This window comes from Bradyrhizobium sp. IC4059, assembly GCF_020193615.1.
GTDB classification, from domain to species: Bacteria; Pseudomonadota; Alphaproteobacteria; order Rhizobiales; family Xanthobacteraceae; genus Bradyrhizobium; species Bradyrhizobium yuanmingense.
Window position 1 is genome coordinate 118,078 of sequence record NZ_JADYVH010000001.1, and the last position, 17,069, is coordinate 135,146.

The 17,069-nt window shown below is 65.3% G+C and carries 19 protein-coding genes; all 19 read left to right on the plus strand.

Annotated elements, in window-relative coordinates; translation table 11 throughout:
- Positions 1-76 precede the first annotated feature (76 nt).
- The 19 genes from fliF (at position 77) to I6F12_RS00650 (ending at position 16,994) form a co-directional block, all read left to right on the plus strand.
- A complete protein-coding gene (gene fliF / locus I6F12_RS00560; RefSeq protein ID WP_036007021.1) occupies positions 77-1,702 on the plus strand; it encodes a flagellar basal-body MS-ring/collar protein FliF in 1,626 nt (541 codons plus the stop codon).
- A complete protein-coding gene (locus tag I6F12_RS00565) occupies positions 1,699-2,394 on the plus strand; it encodes a hypothetical protein (RefSeq protein ID WP_225155256.1) in 696 nt (231 codons plus the stop codon). Before fliF ends, I6F12_RS00565 begins: the two co-directional genes overlap by 4 nt.
- A gap of 6 nt (positions 2,395-2,400) precedes the next feature.
- Entirely contained in the window at positions 2,401-3,714 is a 1,314-nt protein-coding gene (locus I6F12_RS00570; RefSeq protein WP_036007025.1) for a MotB family protein, read from the plus strand.
- Complete coding sequence (locus I6F12_RS00575) at positions 3,711-4,886, plus strand: chemotaxis protein (RefSeq protein WP_036007028.1); 1,176 nt, start codon at positions 3,711-3,713, stop codon at positions 4,884-4,886. The genes I6F12_RS00570 and I6F12_RS00575 overlap by 4 nt, the downstream gene beginning before the upstream one ends.
- Positions 4,883-6,226, plus strand: a complete 1,344-nt coding sequence (locus tag I6F12_RS00580) for a flagellar hook-length control protein FliK (RefSeq protein ID WP_225155257.1) — start codon at positions 4,883-4,885, stop codon at positions 6,224-6,226. The genes I6F12_RS00575 and I6F12_RS00580 overlap by 4 nt, the downstream gene beginning before the upstream one ends.
- Positions 6,177-6,758, plus strand: a complete 582-nt coding sequence (locus tag I6F12_RS00585; protein ID WP_057030130.1) for a transglycosylase SLT domain-containing protein — start codon at positions 6,177-6,179, stop codon at positions 6,756-6,758. The genes I6F12_RS00580 and I6F12_RS00585 overlap by 50 nt, the downstream gene beginning before the upstream one ends.
- A 106-nt stretch (positions 6,759-6,864) precedes the next feature.
- Positions 6,865-8,097: a flagellar hook protein FlgE gene (locus I6F12_RS00590; RefSeq protein ID WP_025034317.1), complete on the plus strand. Its 1,233-nt coding sequence runs from the start codon at positions 6,865-6,867 to the stop codon at positions 8,095-8,097.
- A 34-nt stretch (positions 8,098-8,131) separates the two neighbouring features.
- On the plus strand, positions 8,132-9,607 hold the full coding sequence (flgK, locus tag I6F12_RS00595; protein ID WP_057030131.1) for a flagellar hook-associated protein FlgK: 1,476 nt from the start codon (positions 8,132-8,134) through the stop codon (positions 9,605-9,607).
- A gap of 3 nt (positions 9,608-9,610) precedes the next feature.
- A complete protein-coding gene (locus I6F12_RS00600; protein ID WP_057030132.1) occupies positions 9,611-10,657 on the plus strand; it encodes a flagellar hook-associated family protein in 1,047 nt (348 codons plus the stop codon).
- Between the two features lie 68 nt (positions 10,658-10,725).
- Positions 10,726-11,070, plus strand: coding sequence for a flagellar biosynthesis regulator FlaF (flaF, locus tag I6F12_RS00605; protein ID WP_036007043.1), 345 nt, complete (start codon positions 10,726-10,728; stop codon positions 11,068-11,070).
- Positions 11,070-11,480, plus strand: a complete 411-nt coding sequence (gene flbT, locus I6F12_RS00610; protein ID WP_036007045.1) for a flagellar biosynthesis repressor FlbT — start codon at positions 11,070-11,072, stop codon at positions 11,478-11,480. Before flaF ends, flbT begins: the two co-directional genes overlap by 1 nt.
- 15 nt (positions 11,481-11,495) lie before the next feature.
- Positions 11,496-11,915 carry a flagellar hook assembly protein FlgD gene (flgD, locus tag I6F12_RS00615; RefSeq protein WP_036007048.1) on the plus strand — a complete coding sequence of 140 codons (420 nt, stop codon included), beginning with the start codon at positions 11,496-11,498 and terminating at the stop codon, positions 11,913-11,915.
- Positions 11,912-12,178, plus strand: a complete 267-nt coding sequence (gene fliQ, locus I6F12_RS00620; RefSeq protein ID WP_025034323.1) for a flagellar biosynthesis protein FliQ — start codon at positions 11,912-11,914, stop codon at positions 12,176-12,178. The genes flgD and fliQ overlap by 4 nt, the downstream gene beginning before the upstream one ends.
- Before the next feature lie 75 nt (positions 12,179-12,253).
- A complete protein-coding gene (flhA, locus tag I6F12_RS00625; RefSeq protein WP_225155258.1) occupies positions 12,254-14,335 on the plus strand; it encodes a flagellar biosynthesis protein FlhA in 2,082 nt (693 codons plus the stop codon).
- The gene (fliR, locus tag I6F12_RS00630; protein ID WP_036007054.1) at positions 14,332-15,084 is read left to right on the plus strand and encodes a flagellar biosynthesis protein FliR; all 753 of its coding nucleotides are present in this window, start codon (positions 14,332-14,334) and stop codon (positions 15,082-15,084) included. The genes flhA and fliR overlap by 4 nt, the downstream gene beginning before the upstream one ends.
- Before the next feature lie 7 nt (positions 15,085-15,091).
- On the plus strand, positions 15,092-15,511 hold the full coding sequence (locus I6F12_RS00635) for a hypothetical protein (RefSeq protein ID WP_036007058.1): 420 nt from the start codon (positions 15,092-15,094) through the stop codon (positions 15,509-15,511).
- Positions 15,508-15,987 (plus strand): rod-binding protein, encoded by a 480-nt coding sequence (locus I6F12_RS00640; protein ID WP_225155259.1) that lies wholly within the window; start codon positions 15,508-15,510, stop codon positions 15,985-15,987. The genes I6F12_RS00635 and I6F12_RS00640 overlap by 4 nt, the downstream gene beginning before the upstream one ends.
- Positions 15,988-16,026: 39 nt before the next feature.
- Positions 16,027-16,539: a hypothetical protein gene (locus tag I6F12_RS00645; protein WP_036007078.1), complete on the plus strand. Its 513-nt coding sequence runs from the start codon at positions 16,027-16,029 to the stop codon at positions 16,537-16,539.
- Positions 16,536-16,994 (plus strand): hypothetical protein, encoded by a 459-nt coding sequence (locus tag I6F12_RS00650; RefSeq protein WP_036007081.1) that lies wholly within the window; start codon positions 16,536-16,538, stop codon positions 16,992-16,994. Before I6F12_RS00645 ends, I6F12_RS00650 begins: the two co-directional genes overlap by 4 nt.
- Positions 16,995-17,069 lie beyond the last annotated feature (75 nt).

Below are 17,069 nucleotides of genomic sequence, written 5' to 3' on the forward strand. Positions count from 1 at the left end.
ACATTCGCGCCTCGCGCAACCTTCAGACAAGGTTGGCAGCTGAGTGTCGTCACCATTCGCATTGGTACGAGGTCATATGCTCAGTCGTGCGCAGGTACAGCAACTGCTCAACAATCTGCTGGAGCTTGGGCCGCGACGCCTGATGGCCTTGGGACTGATCGGTTTTGCGGTTCTCGTCACCGTCGTCGGCGGCGCCTATTATCTCAGCCGCCCCGAGTTCGAAACGCTCTACACCGGCCTCACCCGCGAAGACGTGACGCGCATCGGCGCGGCACTGCGCGAGCAGAACATCACCTTCGACGTCAATTCCGCCGGCGATGCGGTCTCGGTGCGTCCAAGCCAGACCATGCAGGCGCGGATGCTGCTCGCCGAGAAGGGGCTGCCGACCAGCGCCAATTCCGGTTACGAGCTGTTCGACAAGATCGGCTCGCTCGGGCTGACCTCGTTCATGCAGGAGGTCACCAAGCTGCGCGCGCTCGAAGGCGAGATCGCCCGCACCGTCCAGCTGATGAAGGGCGTGAAGGCGGCGCGCGTGCATATCGTGCTGCCGGTGCGCGGCTCGTTCCGCGCCACGCAGCAGCCGCCTTCGGCATCGGTCGTGCTGCGCACCGACGGCGCGATCGAGGCGCGCACGGCACAGTCGATCCGGCATCTCGTCGCCGCCGCCATTCCCGGCATGAGCCGCGACAAGGTGACGGTGCTCGATGCCGACGGCTCGATGCTGCTCGCCGAAGAGGACGAGGCCAGCGCCGCGCCAACCAAGATGGCGAGCCTGCAGAAGACGGTCAGCGGCATGGTGCAGGAGAGCATTCGCAAGGCGCTGACGCCGTATCTGGGCCTCGACAACTTCGAGGTGAGCGTCGCTCCGCAGCTGTCCACCGACAAGCGGCAGATCAACGAGACGGTCTACGATCCCGAGAACCGCGCCGAGCGCTCGGTGCGGGCCGTACGCGAGAAGGAATCCTCGCAGAACGCCGACCGCTCGTCGCCGACCACGGTGCAGCAGAATCTCCCCGACCAGCAGGTGAATGCGGGCGGCGGCAAGAACTCCAGCGAGGACAAGACCCGCCGCGAGGACGTCACCAATTTCGAGGTCTCCTCCAAGACCACAACGACGGTCAGCGACGGCTATTCGGTCAAGAAGCTGTTCATCGCCGTCCTGGTGAATCGCGCTCGGCTGGTTGCCGATCTCGGCGACAAGAGCAACCAGGCCATCATCGACAGCAAGCTCGCCGAGATCAGCCAGCTCGCGGCGACCGCGGGCGGATTGGACAAGGCGCGCGGCGATCAGATCCAGGTGACGGCCGTCGATTTCATCGAGGGCTCGCGTGAGCTGGCGCCGGTGCCGCCGATCAGCTTCGTCGAGATGATCAACAAGCAGCTCGGCAGCGTCATCAACGCGATCACGATCCTGGCCGTGGCTTCGATGCTGGTCTGGTTCGGGCTGCGGCCGGCGGTCAACGGCATCCTGACCCATCGCGCGGAGCAGGAGCAGGCCGAGGCGGCCGAGGCCGCCCAGCTCGAGGCCTCGGCGGCCCTTGCGCTGCCCGACGGCGAGGAGGCCGAGCTCAACCTCGTCGAAGACCTCGAAGGCAAGATGCAGCGAACGCCGCAGAAGCGGCTCGAGCAGATCGTCCGGCTCGATCAGACGCAGGCGGCGGCGATCCTTAAAGACTGGATGCGACGCGAGGAGGCGGCATGAACGCGGCAATCGGAAAACTCCTGACGCAGTTCGATGCGAACGGCCGGGTCAAGTCGTCGCCGCCGCCCCCGCCTCCGAAAATCCAGGACGTGCTGACCAGGCCAAAGGAGGCGAGGCGCGATCCGCAGCCTCAATCGCAGTCGCAGGCCCACACGCAGCTTCAGGCTCAGTCCCCTGCGCCCGCGACGGAAGCGCCGCCGGTCAATCTCCTGGACGATGCCTATCGGCGCGGCCATGCCGCGGGCGTCGCGGAAGGCGACGCCAAATTGGCCGAGGAGCGCGTCCGCAGTGCGATCCGGCTCGGCGAAGAGCGGGCCAAATGGTCCGACCAGCAGGCGGTCGCGATCGTCAGCGGCTTCGAGGCGGCCTGCCGCGAGATCGAGACCAACATCGCAAGCTCCGTGGCGCGGATCCTGCTGCCGTTCCTCGCCGATGCGGTGCGCGACAAGGCGATCGGATCGCTGGTCGAGCAGATCGCGGCGCTGACCGGCAGCTCGTCGGCGCCCGCCTTCAAGGTCACCGGCCCGAGCGAGCTGCTGGACCTCGTGAAGACGCAGCTCGAGGCGTCCAGGCGAACGGGCATCGCATACGTGGCCGCCGAGACGCTCGAGGTGCGCGTCGTGGCCGACCAGACCGTGATCGAGACGCAGATCTCCGCCTGGAGTGAACGCCTCAAGGAAGCGCGCCGGTAGTCCGCCATGGAGGAGGTCAAGCATGAGATCGTGATCGTCCGCCGCCGCAGCGCCTTCGCCGAGGAGGCGCATCACGGCGGCGTCTGGAAGATCGCCTATGCGGACTTCATGACCGCGATGATGGCGTTCTTTTTGGTCATGTGGCTGCTCAACGCGCTCAACCAGGACCAGAAGCAGGTCGTCGCGAGCTATTTCAATCCGATCAAGCTCGCTGAGAACTCACCTGCCCCAAAGGGCCTCAAGGATCTCTCCAACAAGGAGCCGTCGTCGTTCGAAGGCCAGGACGGCAAGCGTCAGCCGGCCGGTACGAACGAGGAAAGGCGCGGCGATTCTCCGACGGCTGAGAAGCCGGCCTCTTTCGAGGAGAAGGTCCTGTTCCGTGACCCCTATGCGACGCTCGCCGAGATCGCCAACAGCGCGAACCAGTCGACGGGCCAGCGGCGCGCCGGCGCTCTGACCTCCGCTGAAGAGGACGGCCTCAAGGGAGGCGATGCCTATCGCGATCCATTCGATCCGGGCTATTGGAAGCTGGCGCCACAGGCGTCCAAGGACGCCGATCGCTTCATCGAGAGCGAGCCGAAGCCGAATGCCTCCGCGCGAGACGGCGCAGCCGGAGCAAATCCGGGCGAGGTGCAGGCGCGCCGGAGCAGGACGGATGATGCCGGCGGCAACGTGGCTCCGGGCCCGGAGAGCTCGTCCGCAAGCCTGTCGCCGCTGATGCCGCCGGGCGCCGCACCGACGCAGTCGCCGCGCGAGGGCAGCGCCCAAGCTGGCGTCCAGGTGAGCACCGCCCCGCAGGCTCGTCCCAACGATGCGGCGAAGGAGCCGGAGGCGCGCGACGCGGCGCAAACACAGCAGCCCACCCTCAAGCAGCTTCAGTCCGCGGTCGCGGAGGCGCTGTCGGACATCAAAGCAGGGGCGGGGCCGGCGGCCGAGGTGCGTCAGGTCGAGGAAGGGCTCCTGGTCAGCCTCACCGACGATGCGAGCTTCGGCATGTTCGCGGTCGGCTCGGCGGAGCCGCGGCCCGAGCTGATCCGCGTGATCGACAAGATCGGGCCGCTGCTGATGAAGCGCCAGGGCATGATCATCGTCCGCGGGCATACCGACAATCGGCCGTATCGATCGGAAACCTACGACAATTGGAGGCTGTCGACCGCGCGTGCGCAGATGGCCTATTACATGTTGGTCCGTTCCGGCGTCGATGCGCGGCGGATCGAGCATATCGAAGGTTACGCCGATCGGCGGCCGAAGCTCCCGAACGATCCGGCGGCCGCCCAGAACCGCCGGATCGAAATCCTGATCCGGGAGAAGCGACCTTGATCAGGCTGCTGCGCCGCGCCGTCTTGCTGCTGCCGTTCATCGCGGCAAATGCTCTTGCCCAGCCTGCACCCCAGGGCAGCGAACCCTATGAGCTCGTCCGCGCGCTGCAAGCGGTGCAGGACGGCATCGCCAATGGCGACACCGCCGCACATGGCAGTCATATCGCGCTGATCCGGCAAATCGGCGAGAAGTTTCTCGCGGCCGATCCCGCGGTGTGGAGCAATCCGCGGAACGGCCAGGCGGTCGTTATCTACCTGCTCAGCGGCGGTGCGCCGCAAATCGTCCGCAAACTGCCGCGCGACAAGTTGAACGTCGACGAGCGGCTGTTCAACGGTGCGCTCGCCTATGTCGAGGGTCGCCAAGAGGAAGCACGGGAGCTGCTCAAGGAGATCAAGCCGCGGACGATTCCTTCGGGACTGGGCGGACAGGTCGCGCTGGTTCAGGGCGCGCTGTTCGCGCGCGCCGAGGCCTCGCTCGCGATCGAGCGCCTGGACGATGCGCGCCTGCTGTTGCCCGGCACGCTGGTCGAGGAGGCGGCCCTGCGGCGCGAGATCCTGCTGGTGGGGCAGGCGGAGGATTTCGAGAAGTTCGAGTTCCTGACGCTGGCCTATATCCGCCATTACCGCAACTCGATCTATGCGGGCGATTTCTGGCAGCGCTTCTCCGCGGGGCTGACGCAATCGAGCCTGGCACTCGACGAGCGCCGCTTTGCGCGGATCTCAGCCTTGCTCGAGCAGATCGATCGCGCCAGCCGCCTCAAGCTCTATCTCATGATGGCGCGCGCCGCGATGGTGCGCGGACGGCTGACCGTGACCCGGCTGGCCGGCGAGCGGGCATTGACCCTCAGCGCGGATACATCGGCGGAACGCGAGCGCGCCCATTTCCTCCGCGGCGCCTCGCGCGTGCTCACCGACGAATATGACGGCGGTCTCGCCGAACTGAAGGCGCTCGACCGGTCGAAGCTGCCCGAACGCGACGTCCCCCTTCTCAATGCCACGGTGCAGCTCGCGCTCGACGTCCGCAAGCCGTTCGCGGGCGGATCCGCCGCGGCGGCGGATAAGCCCCCGGCAACGCCGGCGCGACTCGATCTGGCGTCATCGACCGCGACGCTCGCACGCGCGCAGAAGCAGCTCGGGGAGCTCGAACTCCTGACCAAGGATCGCCGGCCATGACCAAGCTCAGCGGAACCTCCGGACAGCTCTTCAACGGTCTCGCCGAGAGTCTCAACATGCGCGGGTCGCGCGCGGCAAAGGGTGCCGCGACCAAACCACAGGCGAACTCGTCCTTCAACGATCTGCTCCACACCGTCTCGAATCTCGCCAAGCAGGCGTTGAGCGAAGACGGCAGCGAGGCGGCCGCGAAGACCGGAACGCTGCGCACGCGTTCGATCCATCCGGCCGAGCAGGAGCAGCCGAAGGAGGCGGCGCTGCGCGAACGCGTCGCGACCATTGCTGATCCAAAGTCCATGGACGAGACCTCCGACACCAAGTCCGACAAGCTGGCGGAGCAACCCCGTCCGGTCGATCATCTCACCGGGACAGATCGCCAGGATCAATCCGGCATCGCTGTGATGGTCGGGCAGGAGATCGCTGCTGTGTCTGCCGTGAAACCGCAGATGCAAGTGCCCTCCGCAGACAAGGACGCGCCCGCGCGTGACGAGCGGTCGCCCTCGGCGAAGCACGAGGCACCGGGCGCGGTGAAGGCGGCGACCGGCGATGCCAGTCCATCCAGTCCTGCCCCGGCCGGCGCGCGCTCGCAGGCGGCGGCTTCGCAAGCGATGGCGGCGTCGCAATCTGCGCTGACGCAAGGTGCGGAAGCCTCGAGCGCAAGGCCGACATCACCCGGCTTCGAGGCGGTTACGGCCGATGTCGAGCGCGCTGCCAAGGCTTCGGCGCGCGCCGCGCTACCCGAGACAACCAAGGTCACCGTGGTCCAGCAGGAAACCCATCTGCCACCGGCGCAGTTCAACGCCCCGCAGCAGGTTGCCAATGCAGTCGTCGCCGAGCTGAAGGAGTCCTCGGCACCGGCTGCGTCCGCGGCACCCGATCTCGCCGCATCCCAGACCAACGCACCGGATCAGCCGCTCAGGATCCTGACGGTCAATCTCGAACCGCCCGCCCTCGGCAACGTCACGGTGCGCCTGCGTCTCGTCGGCACCGAAGTGTCCGTCCAGCTCGCGGCCGAGCGCAAGGACACGAGCCAGATGCTCGACCAGCAGCGCGACCAGATCCGCGAGCTCATGCAGTCGGCCGGCTACGTCGCCGACGTCGCGCCGGTCCAGCACGGCTCGCTGGACGGATTCCAGAGCGGCTCCGGCCAGTCCCAGCCCCAGCTCTCGGGCCAGCAACAATCCTCGCCGCAGTCGCAAGGCGCGTTCGGCGGTGCCGGCACGTCGTCGGGGCAATCCGACGGCGGCGCGAAACAGGCTCGCCAGGAGCGCCAGTTCAACCAGGAGACGCGTCATGAGCAGGACGTGGCGCCGCATCACCGTCGCGGCCCTGTTTATCTGTAACGCGAGCGCTTCGGAAGCCGCCGCCGAGACTGCGCGCCCCTGCGAGCGCGAGATGACGCGCGCGGCCCGGCAGCATGGGATTCCGCTCGGCATTCTCTATGCGGTGGGCCTCACCGAGACCGGCCGGCGCGGCGCGCTCCATCCTTACGCGCTCGGGGCCGACGGCCAGACCGTGTTCGCCAAGGACATCAACGATGCAATCGCGAATTTCGAGGCGATGCGCAGCAAAGGCATCAAGCTGATCGATCTCGGCTGCATGCAGATCAACCATTATTATCACGGCGACAAGTTCGCTTCGGTCCGGGCGATGTTCGATCCCGCGGGGAACGTCGAATACGCCGCGCGGTTCCTGAAGGAGTTGAAGCAGCGCGAGGGCAGCTGGACCATGGCTGTCGCGCGCTACAACGCGGGTCCCAACAATCAGCCGGCGCAGAAGCGCTATGTCTGTCACATCGTTGCGCATCTCGTCTCGAGCGGTTTCGGCGCGTGGACGGACAAGGCGCGCTCGTTCTGCCAGCCCAAGACGAGCTGAAGCAGAGCTGACCGGACCACGACAAGTTGTGCATCGCGCCCAATCATCAGCCCCGCGCAAGCAAGAACCCCCATTGTAGCTGCAACCTACCAAAGGAGCCCAATTCATGAGCCTGTATGGTGTTATGCGCACCGGCGTTTCCGGGATGAACGCGCAGTCCAACAAGCTGTCGACGGTCTCGGACAACATCGCCAACGTCAACACGACGGGCTACAAGCGGGCTTCGACGGAGTTCTCCTCGCTGATCCTGAAGAGCGGCTCCGGCAATTACGATTCCGGCGCTGTCGAAACCAAGGTCCGCTATGCCATCAGCGACGGGGGCAATACGCAGTATACCACGTCGACCACGGACCTCCGCGTCCAGGGCAATGGCTTCTTCGTCGTGTCGAACGCCAACAACACGCAGCAATATCTGACGCGGGCCGGCTCGTTCGTGCCCGACAGCCAGGGCAATCTGGTCAACGGGGCCGGCTTTTATCTTCTCGGCCAGCCCGGCAACGTGACCAACTTCTCGCAGAACAGCCTGTCCGGGATGCAGATCGTCAACATCGCCCAGGTCTCGCAGGTGCCGGTGCCGTCAACGGCGGGAACGCTCACGACCGGCAATTTGGATCCGAAAGCGGCTGTCATTGCTGGCCCGCCCGGCCCGGCGTCATATTCATCGAAGAGCTCGATCGTGGCCTACAACAATATCGGCCAGGCCGTTACGCTCGACGTCTATATGTCCCACACGGCGACGGCTGCCGGCTCGGATACCTGGCAGATCGGGGTCTACGACTCCGCGACGGGCACCTCGCTCGGCGCCGCCACCACTTTCACCTTCGACACCACGGCGGCCGGCAGGGGCGCGCTCGCCGCGGCGAGCCCGACCGGTCTCGCCTTCACCGTTCCCGGAGGTGCGGCGATGACCTTTGACCTGTCGAACTTGACCCAGGTCGGCACCGACTTCAGCTTCAAGGCCACTGTCAATGGCAGCGTTCCCTCGGCGATCGACAAGGTCGATATCGACGATGCCGGCCATGTGACGGCGATCCTCAAGAACGGGCAGCAGCTGACGCTCTACACCATCATGCTCGCCGACGTCGCGAGCCCCGACAATCTGACGCCCGAGCCCGGCAACGTCTATTCGACCAACATGAATTCCGGCAACGCGCAGGTCGGAAATGCCGGCACGGGTGGGCTCGGCACGATCCAGTCCAGTGCCCTGGAGGACTCCAACGTCGACCTTGCGGACGAACTCACCGGCATGATCGAGGCCCAGCGCGGTTTCACGGCGAACTCGAAATCGTTCCAGACCGGCTCGGATCTGCTGGATGTCGTCGTCAACTTGAAGCGCTGAATTCCTCGGCGCTCGTTTCGGGCAAGAGCACGCCATGTCGCTTACCGCCGCTCTCAACTCGGCTCGCTCCTCGCTCATGGCGTCGAGCGTTCAGTCGTCGGTCATCTCGCGCAACATCGCCGGTGCCAGCGCCACCGGCTATTCGCGCAAGCTCACCGTGCTGGACAATCTGCCCGGCGCCGGTGTCTATGTCGCGGCGATCCAGCGCGCCGCCAGCTCGGGCCTCTACAACAACGTCCTGATCGCGACCTCGTCGTCCGCCAAGCAGACCGCGATCTATGACGGCCTGCAGAAGATCGCCACCGCGACGGTGGACGATCCGGAGCTCGACCAGTCGCCGACGGCGCAGCTCAACGCGCTGAAGCAGGCGTTGCAGAAATATGCCAACGCCCCTGACAACGCCACCCTGGCGCAGGCGGCCGTCGCGTCCGCCAAGGACATGGCGACCGCGCTCAACCAGGCGACCCGGACCGTGCAGTCGGTCCGCGAAAGCGCCGATGCCGACATGAAGACGTCGGTTCAGAATATCAACCAGTTGCTCTCCCGGTTCGAGACCGTGAACACCGCGATCGTGAAAGGCACGATCTCCGGCGACGACATCACCGACTATCTCGATCAGCGCGACAGCATCGTCTCGCAGCTGTCGCAGGAGGTCGGCGTCAACATGTCGATCCGCCCCAACGGCGACGCGGCGCTCTACGCCGATAGCGGCGTGGTGCTGTTCGACAAGACGGCGCGGACGGTGAGCTTTGCGCCGACGAATGCCTACACCGCCGGCACCACGGGCAACGCCGTCTACATCGACGGGGTCCCGGTGACCGGCGCCAATTCGGTGATGCCGCTGAAGTCGGGCAAGCTCGCAGGCCTCGCCCAGCTGCGCGACCAGGACACCGTCACCTATCAGGGCCAGCTCGACGAAATCGCGCGCGGCCTGATCAATACGTTCAGGGAAAGCGATCAAACCGCCGCGGCGCTGCCCGACGTTCCCGGTCTCTTCACCTATCCGGGCGCGCCGGCGATGCCGGCGAGCGCGACCGTCTCGGTGGGCCTCGCCGGCACGATCTCGGTCGCGGCCTCGGTCGATCCGAGCCTGGGCGGCAACCCGAATTTGCTACGCGACGGCGCGATCAGCGGCAACCCCGCCTACCAATACAACACCGCCGGCAACGGCGGCTATTCGGCCCGACTGCAGCAGCTCATCGGCGGCATGGATGCCGCGCAGCCGTTCGATGCAACGACGCAAGGCAAGCCGAGCGGCAGCCTGATCGACTTCGCATCATCATCGGCGAGCTGGATCGAAAACCAGCGCAAGACCGCCGACGCCAACTCCGAGTACCAGAGCACATTGCTCAACCGCAGCATCACGGCGTTGTCAAACGTCAACGGCGTCAACATGGACGACGAAATGGCCTTGATGCTCCAGGTCGAGCGAACCTATTCGGCCTCGTCGAAGATCATCTCGACCGTCGATGAAATGCTGCAGAGCCTGCTGGCCGCCGTGGGGAACTGAGCCATGATGAGCGCGAATTACGTTTCCACCCTGATGCTGTCCTCGTCGTTGAGGTATTCGATCACGAACAACCAGGCGGCGCTGAGCAAGGCCTCGACCGAAGCGACCACCGGCCGCTTCTACGACGTTGGTCTGGAACTCGGTGCGACGACGGGAAGCGACCTCACGCTGCGGGCGGACTGGAGCTTTGCCGACCAGCTCGTCGACACCAACGGTCTCGTCTCGGGACGCCTGGACGTGACGCAGAACAGGATCACCCAGCTCAACAAGACCGCGACCGACTTCCTCAAGGATCTGATCGCGGCCCGCAGCACCGACGGCGGCGGGCGGGTCATCCTGCCGCCTGCATCCTCCAATCTCCAGGACCTGATCGGCGCGTTGAATGTCTCCTATAACGGCTCGTCGCTGTTCTCGGGCATCAACACGCAGAACGCGCCCATCACGCCGTACGCCGCGGGCTCGGCCAGCAAGAACCAGGTCGATGCCGATTTTCTCGCGGCCTTCGGCTTCCCGCAATCCTCGCCCGCCGTGGCCACCATTACGCCGGCCCAGATGCAGACCTTCCTGGACACCACCTTCGATGCCGGGTTCGCGAGCCCGGCCTGGAACACCAACTGGTCCTCGGCGACGGACCAGACCATGCAAAGCCGAATCTCCACCACCGAGATCGCGGACACGTCAGTGAGCGCCAACGAGATCGGCTTCCGCAGGCTCGCCGAGGCCTACACCATGATGGCCGATCTCGGCAACGTGAAGCTGAGCCAGGAGACGTTCCAGGTCGTCGTGGACAAGGCCATCGGGCTGGTCGGCAACGCCATCAACGATCTCGCTGCGCTCGGCGGCAGCGTCGGCACGGTTCAGCAACGGGTCACCACCGCAACCGCCAAGCTCAAGACGCAGCAGGACATTCTGAACAATCAGATCGTCGGAATGGAAGCGGTCGACCCGACCGAAGCCTCGGTCCGCGTCAATACGCTGCAGACACAGATCCAGACCGCGCTGGCGCTCACCTCGCAGCTCCAGAAGATCAGCCTCATCAATTATCTCTGAGCCAAGGCTGCGCTGTCAGGCTCGTAACCTTTGTCCAGTTGTTCGGTTTTCTGCGAAGAGTGGTCCTGATGACGTTTGAAGCCTATGAAGCGGTCGTTGACGATAGTGGCTATGAGGCGCGCAGCCGTGAGCGGCAGGCACTCAGCCTTGGCATCGACCGGCTCGAGCGGATCCAGAAGGGACGTTTCAGCCCCGAGGATCAGGTCGAGAGCCTGCTCTATGTGCGGCGGCTGTGGACGATCTTCATCGAGGATCTCGCGCACCCGGACAACGGCCTGCCGGACAAGCTGCGTGCCGACATCATCTCGATCGGCCTGTGGGTGGTCAAGGAAGCCGATCGTCTCCGCGAGCAGCGGTCCAGCGACGTGGTGCAGCTCATCGAAATCAACCGCCTGATCCGAGACGCGCTTTAATGAAGATCTCCTTGCGCGCGGGCGAACGGGTCTACATCAACGGCGCGGTGCTCCGCGTCGACCGCAAGGTCTCCGTCGAGCTCGTCAACGACGTGATGTTCCTGCTCGAAGGGCAGGTCATGCAGGCGTCCGACGCCACCACGGCGCTGCGGCAGCTCTATTTCATCGTCCAGCTCATGCTGATGAACCCGACCGACGTTCGCGACGCTGCGGCGCTCTACGCCCAGCATCACGCGGCCCTGTGTGCCGTTTGCGAGAACCGCGAGATGCTCGATGGGCTCGGCGCGATCCACGAACTGGTTGGGGCGACCCGCTATTTCGAGGCGCTCAAGCGGATTCGCGCGTTGTTTCCGGTGGAGCAGGCCATCCTGGCCGGCGCCGCCGCCGTTTCCCCAGTCGAAGCTGCCTGACAGCGGAGAGACAAGATGAACGTCACCAGCGCGACCGACAGCACCAGCAGATCCAGTTCGACCGACACCAACTCGACGACGTCGAGCAACAGCGTGGACTACAACACGTTTCTCCAGCTCCTCATCGCCCAGATGAAGAACCAGGATCCGACCAATCCCATGGACACCGCGCAGTATATGAGCCAGTTCGCCCAGCTCTCGACGGTCGAGCAGGCGATGCAGACGAATGCGAAGCTGGACGCGCTGCTGTCCTCGCAGTCCTTGTCGCAGGCCAACGGGCTGATCGGGAAGACGGTCAGCTTCACCGACTCGACCGGCGCGACCTTCAGCGGCAAGGTCGTCTCGGTCTCCATCAACAGCGACGGCTCCATCGCGACGCTTCAGGACGGCACCAAGGTCGCGGTCGGACCGGGCCTCACGATCAGCCAGTCATGAACGAGCGGGACGCCCTCGATATCGTCCAGGCGGCGATCTGGACCATCATCGTCGCCTCCGGGCCTGCGGTCGGCGCAGCCATGCTGGTCGGCACCGTCATCGCGCTGATCCAGGCGCTGACCCAGATCCAGGAGGTGACGCTGACCTTTGTTCCGAAGATCATCGTCATTCTCCTGGTCGTTGCCGTCTCCGGCTCCTTCATCGGCGCGCATCTGTCGACCTTCACTGAGATGGTCTATTCCAGGATCGAGCGCGGCTTCTGATCCGGACGGCCCGGCACCATCCCCGCGTAAGCTTTGCGCGGCAGATTGCGGGCGGACCCCTCTGCCGGTGACCCCATGGCCGATACGTTAGCTGCTAGCCCGCCCAATCAGCGCCGCCTCGGAACGGATGCCTTTTTCGCCGCCGGCATCGTGACCATGCTCACGATCCTGTTCCTGCCGATTCCTCCGATCCTGATCGACCTCGGCCTCGCGTTCTCGATCGCGCTTTCGGCCCTGATCCTGATGGTGGCGCTGTGGATTCAGCGCCCGCTCGACTTCTCTGCTTTCCCGACCGTTCTGCTGATCGCGACGATCCTGCGCCTGGCGCTGAACATCGCGACGACGCGCCTGATCCTGTCACGGGGCGGGGAGGGTGAACATGCGGCGGGCCATGTCGTTGCAGGCTTCTCGAAGTTCGTCATGGGCGGCGACTTCGTGATCGGTCTCATCATCTTCGCGATCCTGGTGACGGTGAATTTCGTCGTGATCACCAAGGGCGCGACGCGTATCGCCGAAGTCGGCGCCCGTTTCACCCTGGACGCCATCCCGGGCAAGCAGATGGCGATCGATGCGGACCTGTCCGCCGGCTTGATCGACGACAAGGAAGCGCAGCGACGGCGCCGCGAGCTCGAAGAGGAGAGCGCGTTCTTCGGCGCCATGGACGGCGCCTCGAAATTCGTCCGTGGCGACGCCATTGCCGGTCTCATCATCACCGCGATCAACATCTTCGGCGGCATCGTCATCGGCGTCACCCATCACGGATTGACTCTGTCCCGCGCGGCCGACGTCTACACCAAGCTCTCCGTCGGCGATGGTCTGGTGTCGCAGATGCCGGCGCTGATCGTGTCGCTGTCGGCGGGCCTCCTGGTCTCCAAGGGCGGCACCACGGGCTCGGCGGAGCAGGCGGTGCTGCGGCAGCTCGGCGGCTATCCGCGCGCGGTGTCGGCCGCCGCGCTGATGATGTTCGTGCTCGCTTTGATGCCGGGGCTGCCGATGGCGCCGTTTGTGCTGCTTGGGGGTGTCATGGCCTTCGTCGGCTATTCGTTGCCGAAGCGGCAGGCTGCGCTGAAGCAGAAGGAGGAGGCCCGCAAGGCCGACGAGCGCGCCCAGGCTGAGGCCAAGGAGTCCGTCAAGGAGCAGCTCAAGACCGCCGAGATCGAGCTGGCGCTCGGCGGCCACCTTTCAATCCATCTGTTGGGCTCGCGCACCGAGCTTGCCCACCGCGTGGCCAAGATCCGCAAGAAATTCGCCAAGCAGTACGGCTTCGTCATTCCCGAGATCAAGCTCACGGACAATCTGTCGATCGATCCTAAGAGCTACCAGATAAGGATTCACGACACGCGCGTTGCCCATGGCGAGCTCAGGCTCGGCGAGGTGCTGGTGCTGGTCGACAAGGACGGCAAGCCCGACGTGCCGGGCGACGAGGTGATCGAGCCTGCGTTCGGCATGAAGGCGCTGTGGGTGACGGAAGCCTTCACCGACGAAGTCAAGCGGCAGGGCTGCAAGCCGGTCGACAATCTGTCGGTGCTGCTCACGCATTTGAGCGAAGTGATCAGGGCGAACCTTGCCCAGCTGCTGTCCTACAAGGACATGCGTGCCCTGCTCGACCGGCTCGATCCCGAATACAAGCGCCTGGTCGAGGATCTCTGCCCGTCGCAGATCTCCTATTCGGGCCTGCTGGCGATCCTGAAGATCCTGCTTGCCGAGCGAGTCTCCATTCGCAATCTTCACCTGATCCTCGAGGCGATCGCCGAGATCGCGCCCCATGTGCGGCGCTCCGAGCAGGTGGCGGAGCACGTTCGGACCCGGCTCGCCCAGCAGATCTGCGGCGATCTCTTCGACAATGGCGTGCTCAACGTGGTTCGTCTCGGTAACCGCTGGGACCTCGCTTTCCGCCAGAGCCTGAAGCGCGATGCCAAGGGGGACGTCGTCGAGTTCGACGCAGACCCGCGCCTGATCGAGCAGTTCGCGACCGAAGCCAGCGCCGCGATCCGGAAATTCACCGAGAGCGGCACCAGCGTGGTGCTGGCAGTGACGCCGGAAGCGCGCCCCTATGTCCGGATGATCCTGGAGCGGGTGTTCCCGACTTTGCCGATCCTGTCGCATGTCGAAGTCGCGCGCAGCGCCGAGATCAGGGCGCTCGGAGCCATATCGTGATCTCAGGGCTCGCCGACAGCGTGCTGGTGACGTTCATCGTGTTTTGCCGCATCGGCGCCTGCCTGATGCTGGTGCCCGGCTATTCCAGCGTCAACGTTCCGCCCCAGGTGCGCCTGTTCGTCGCACTGGTCACGACGTTTGCACTGACGCCGATCCTGATTGCCGTCCTGAAGCCGCTCACGGACAACGCGGCTCCCCTGACGCTCGCGCTCCTGATCTGCTCCGAGCTCGTGGTCGGCAGCGTCATCGGGCTCGGCGGCCGCGTGTTCTTCCTCGCCCTCCAGACCATGGCGACCATGATGGCGAGCGCGATCGGGCTGAGCAACATCCCGGGCACACCGATCGCCGACACCGATCCGGCGCCGGCCCTGGTGCCGCTGATCATGGCGGCCGTCACCACGCTGTTCTTCATGACCGACCAGCACTGGCAGGTGCTACGGGGGCTGATGAACTCCTACGACGTCTGGAAGCCCGGCAGCAGGCTGGGCGGCAGCGTCGCGCTCGAGCTGCTCGTCGGCCGCCTTTCGGAAGCGTTCGTGCTGACGCTGCGGATCTCGAGCCCTTTCATCGTCTATTCGGTCATCGTCAACCTGGCGGTCGGCCTGATCAACAAGCTGACGCCGGCCATTCCGGTCTATTTCATCTCGGTGCCCTTCGTGCTGTTCGGCGGCTTCCTGCTGCTCTACCTCACCAGCGACGAGCTGCTGACGCAGTTCATGCTGGGCGTGTCGTCGTGGCTGGCGGAGTGACCGGGTCATGACATCGCGCGCGGACAAGCTCGGCCGGATGGTCTCGCTGGTGAAGCTGCAGCTCCGGCTCTCCGAGTGGCAGCTCGCGCAATTGCGGCAGCAGGAGCGCAGCCTGCAGGACGAGCAGGAATGGCTGGTCGGAGCCTTGAACGATGGAAAGCCGCCGGCGGGATCGTCGAACGAATCGATCGCGCGGCGTCTCAACAGGGCGAGCGTCGGCGCCCGTGCGGTGCAGGCGCAGGCCGCGCAGCAGCTCGACCAAGTTCGCCGGGAGACCCGCCGCGTGAAACAGCTGGAGGAGGTCGCCAAGGCCGCACTCGCAGACAAGCTCCGCGATGCCGAGAAGCGCTCGCTCGAGGACATGACGGGAACGAGCCTTACCGTGCACGCCTGGACGCCACAGCCAGCCAACCGGAACAAGACATGATCGTGACAGCGACGCCCGACCTCGTCCTCGACGTCCTCGAAGCCGCGGACCCCGCGACGCAGCGCGCCGCGACCGCGAAGCTCGACGCGCTGAAATCGTCGGACGCCGATTTCGCCGCCACGATGGAGGCGGAAGTCGGCAAGGCCAAAGCGGCGGCCGCCGATCAAGCCGCGGCGAAAGACGCGGAAGCGCAGTCGGGTGCCGTGAATGGCGCGCCGGTGCAGGTGATCAAGGCGCCGGCATCCGGCGAGATTTACCGGAAGTTCGAGGCCTTCATCCTCCAGACCTTCGTCGAGACGATGTTGCCGAAGGAGTCGGAGGAGGTCTTTGGCAAGGGCACGGCTGGCGGCGTCTGGAAGTCGATGCTTGCAGAGCAGCTCGGCAGTCAGCTGGCAAAGGGCAACGGTGTCGGCATCGCCCGGCAGCTCGCCGCCGCGCATCCGGCTGGACCGGACGCTGCGAAGGCCAAATCATGATCCGCGAACGGGTGACAGAAGTTGAGAGGTGAATTTCCAATGCAGGCACAAGAAGGCGCGGTGGCCGTGGCGATGGACCAGGCGGTCGCGGACACCGAGATGGTGACGACGGAAGCCGCAGCGAGCGATGCGCTGCTGCCCGTGCTGCTGCCGATCGGGGGTGACGAGGCAAGGATCGACGCCGCGGACAGGGTGAGATCGGACGAGATGCGTGGCCTGCTGGCCGCAATCCGCCGGCTCGCAGGTATCGTCGAGGAGGAGACGACAGCGCTCGCGACCGGCCAAAAGATCGATTTCGACGATTTCAGCGCGCGGAAGAGCCGGAGCATGCTCGAGTTCGTCCGCCTGATGCGCGCGCGGATGCACCTCGGCGGCGAGGTCGAGATCACCGAGGAGATTCAGCGGCTGCGCGAGAAGCTCGAGCGGAATCGGTCCATTCTGGAGATGCACTACGACGCGGTCCGCGAAGTCGCGAGCATCATCGTCAAGGCGGTCAAGGACGCCGAGTCCGACGGCACCTATACCGGTCGCACAGCGCAGGACGGAAAATGATCAGGCTGGTGCTGGCCGGGCTCTGGGTATGCATCCTCACGGCGGGCACGAGCTATGCCGTCGCCTATTGGAAGGAGAAGGGCAGCCTGCTGCCGGCGAAGGACGAATATCTCGAAGGGTTGCAATATCACAAGACGCGGGCGCTGAGCGTGCCGATGGTCGAGAACGGCAATGTCCAGGGCTACATCGTCGCGCGCTTCGTCTACACCATGGAGGCGCGGACCATGCACCAGCTGAACGTCCCGCCGGAGCCGTTCGTCGTCGACGAGGCCTTCCGCAGGATCTACGCCGACGATCGTCTCGACTTCAGGAAGCTCGCCCGTTACGACCTCGCCATCCTGACGACGGCCATCAAGCAGCGCGTCAACGAACGGATGCAGGGTGACATTGTCCAGGACGTCCTGGTCGAGGACTTCAACTACGTCTCCAAGGAAGAATTCCAGCAGAAGCCGTAGCTCATTTCTGCGGCCATCCTTCGAGAGGCCGCTACGCGGCTCCTCAGGATGAGGACGGAATGCGCGGCGCCAGTC

What these genes read in the sequence shown, in the direction of transcription:
- fliF (WP_036007021.1), top strand. Translation starts at nt 77, where the DNA reads ATGCTCAGTCGTGCGCAGGTACAGCAACTGCTCAACAATCTGCTGGAG.
- I6F12_RS00565 (WP_225155256.1), top strand. Translation starts at nt 1,699, where the DNA reads ATGAACGCGGCAATCGGAAAACTCCTGACGCAGTTCGATGCGAACGGC.
- I6F12_RS00570 (WP_036007025.1), top strand. Translation starts at nt 2,401, where the DNA reads ATGGAGGAGGTCAAGCATGAGATCGTGATCGTCCGCCGCCGCAGCGCC.
- I6F12_RS00580 (WP_225155257.1), top strand. Translation starts at nt 4,883, where the DNA reads ATGACCAAGCTCAGCGGAACCTCCGGACAGCTCTTCAACGGTCTCGCC.
- I6F12_RS00585 (WP_057030130.1), top strand. Translation starts at nt 6,177, where the DNA reads ATGAGCAGGACGTGGCGCCGCATCACCGTCGCGGCCCTGTTTATCTGT.
- I6F12_RS00590 (WP_025034317.1), top strand. Translation starts at nt 6,865, where the DNA reads ATGAGCCTGTATGGTGTTATGCGCACCGGCGTTTCCGGGATGAACGCG.
- flgK (WP_057030131.1), top strand. Translation starts at nt 8,132, where the DNA reads ATGTCGCTTACCGCCGCTCTCAACTCGGCTCGCTCCTCGCTCATGGCG.
- I6F12_RS00600 (WP_057030132.1), top strand. Translation starts at nt 9,611, where the DNA reads ATGATGAGCGCGAATTACGTTTCCACCCTGATGCTGTCCTCGTCGTTG.
- flaF (WP_036007043.1), top strand. Translation starts at nt 10,726, where the DNA reads ATGACGTTTGAAGCCTATGAAGCGGTCGTTGACGATAGTGGCTATGAG.
- flbT (WP_036007045.1), top strand. Translation starts at nt 11,070, where the DNA reads ATGAAGATCTCCTTGCGCGCGGGCGAACGGGTCTACATCAACGGCGCG.
- flgD (WP_036007048.1), top strand. Translation starts at nt 11,496, where the DNA reads ATGAACGTCACCAGCGCGACCGACAGCACCAGCAGATCCAGTTCGACC.
- fliQ (WP_025034323.1), top strand. Translation starts at nt 11,912, where the DNA reads ATGAACGAGCGGGACGCCCTCGATATCGTCCAGGCGGCGATCTGGACC.
- flhA (WP_225155258.1), top strand. Translation starts at nt 12,254, where the DNA reads ATGGCCGATACGTTAGCTGCTAGCCCGCCCAATCAGCGCCGCCTCGGA.
- I6F12_RS00635 (WP_036007058.1), top strand. Translation starts at nt 15,092, where the DNA reads ATGACATCGCGCGCGGACAAGCTCGGCCGGATGGTCTCGCTGGTGAAG.
- I6F12_RS00640 (WP_225155259.1), top strand. Translation starts at nt 15,508, where the DNA reads ATGATCGTGACAGCGACGCCCGACCTCGTCCTCGACGTCCTCGAAGCC.
- I6F12_RS00645 (WP_036007078.1), top strand. Translation starts at nt 16,027, where the DNA reads ATGCAGGCACAAGAAGGCGCGGTGGCCGTGGCGATGGACCAGGCGGTC.
- I6F12_RS00650 (WP_036007081.1), top strand. Translation starts at nt 16,536, where the DNA reads ATGATCAGGCTGGTGCTGGCCGGGCTCTGGGTATGCATCCTCACGGCG.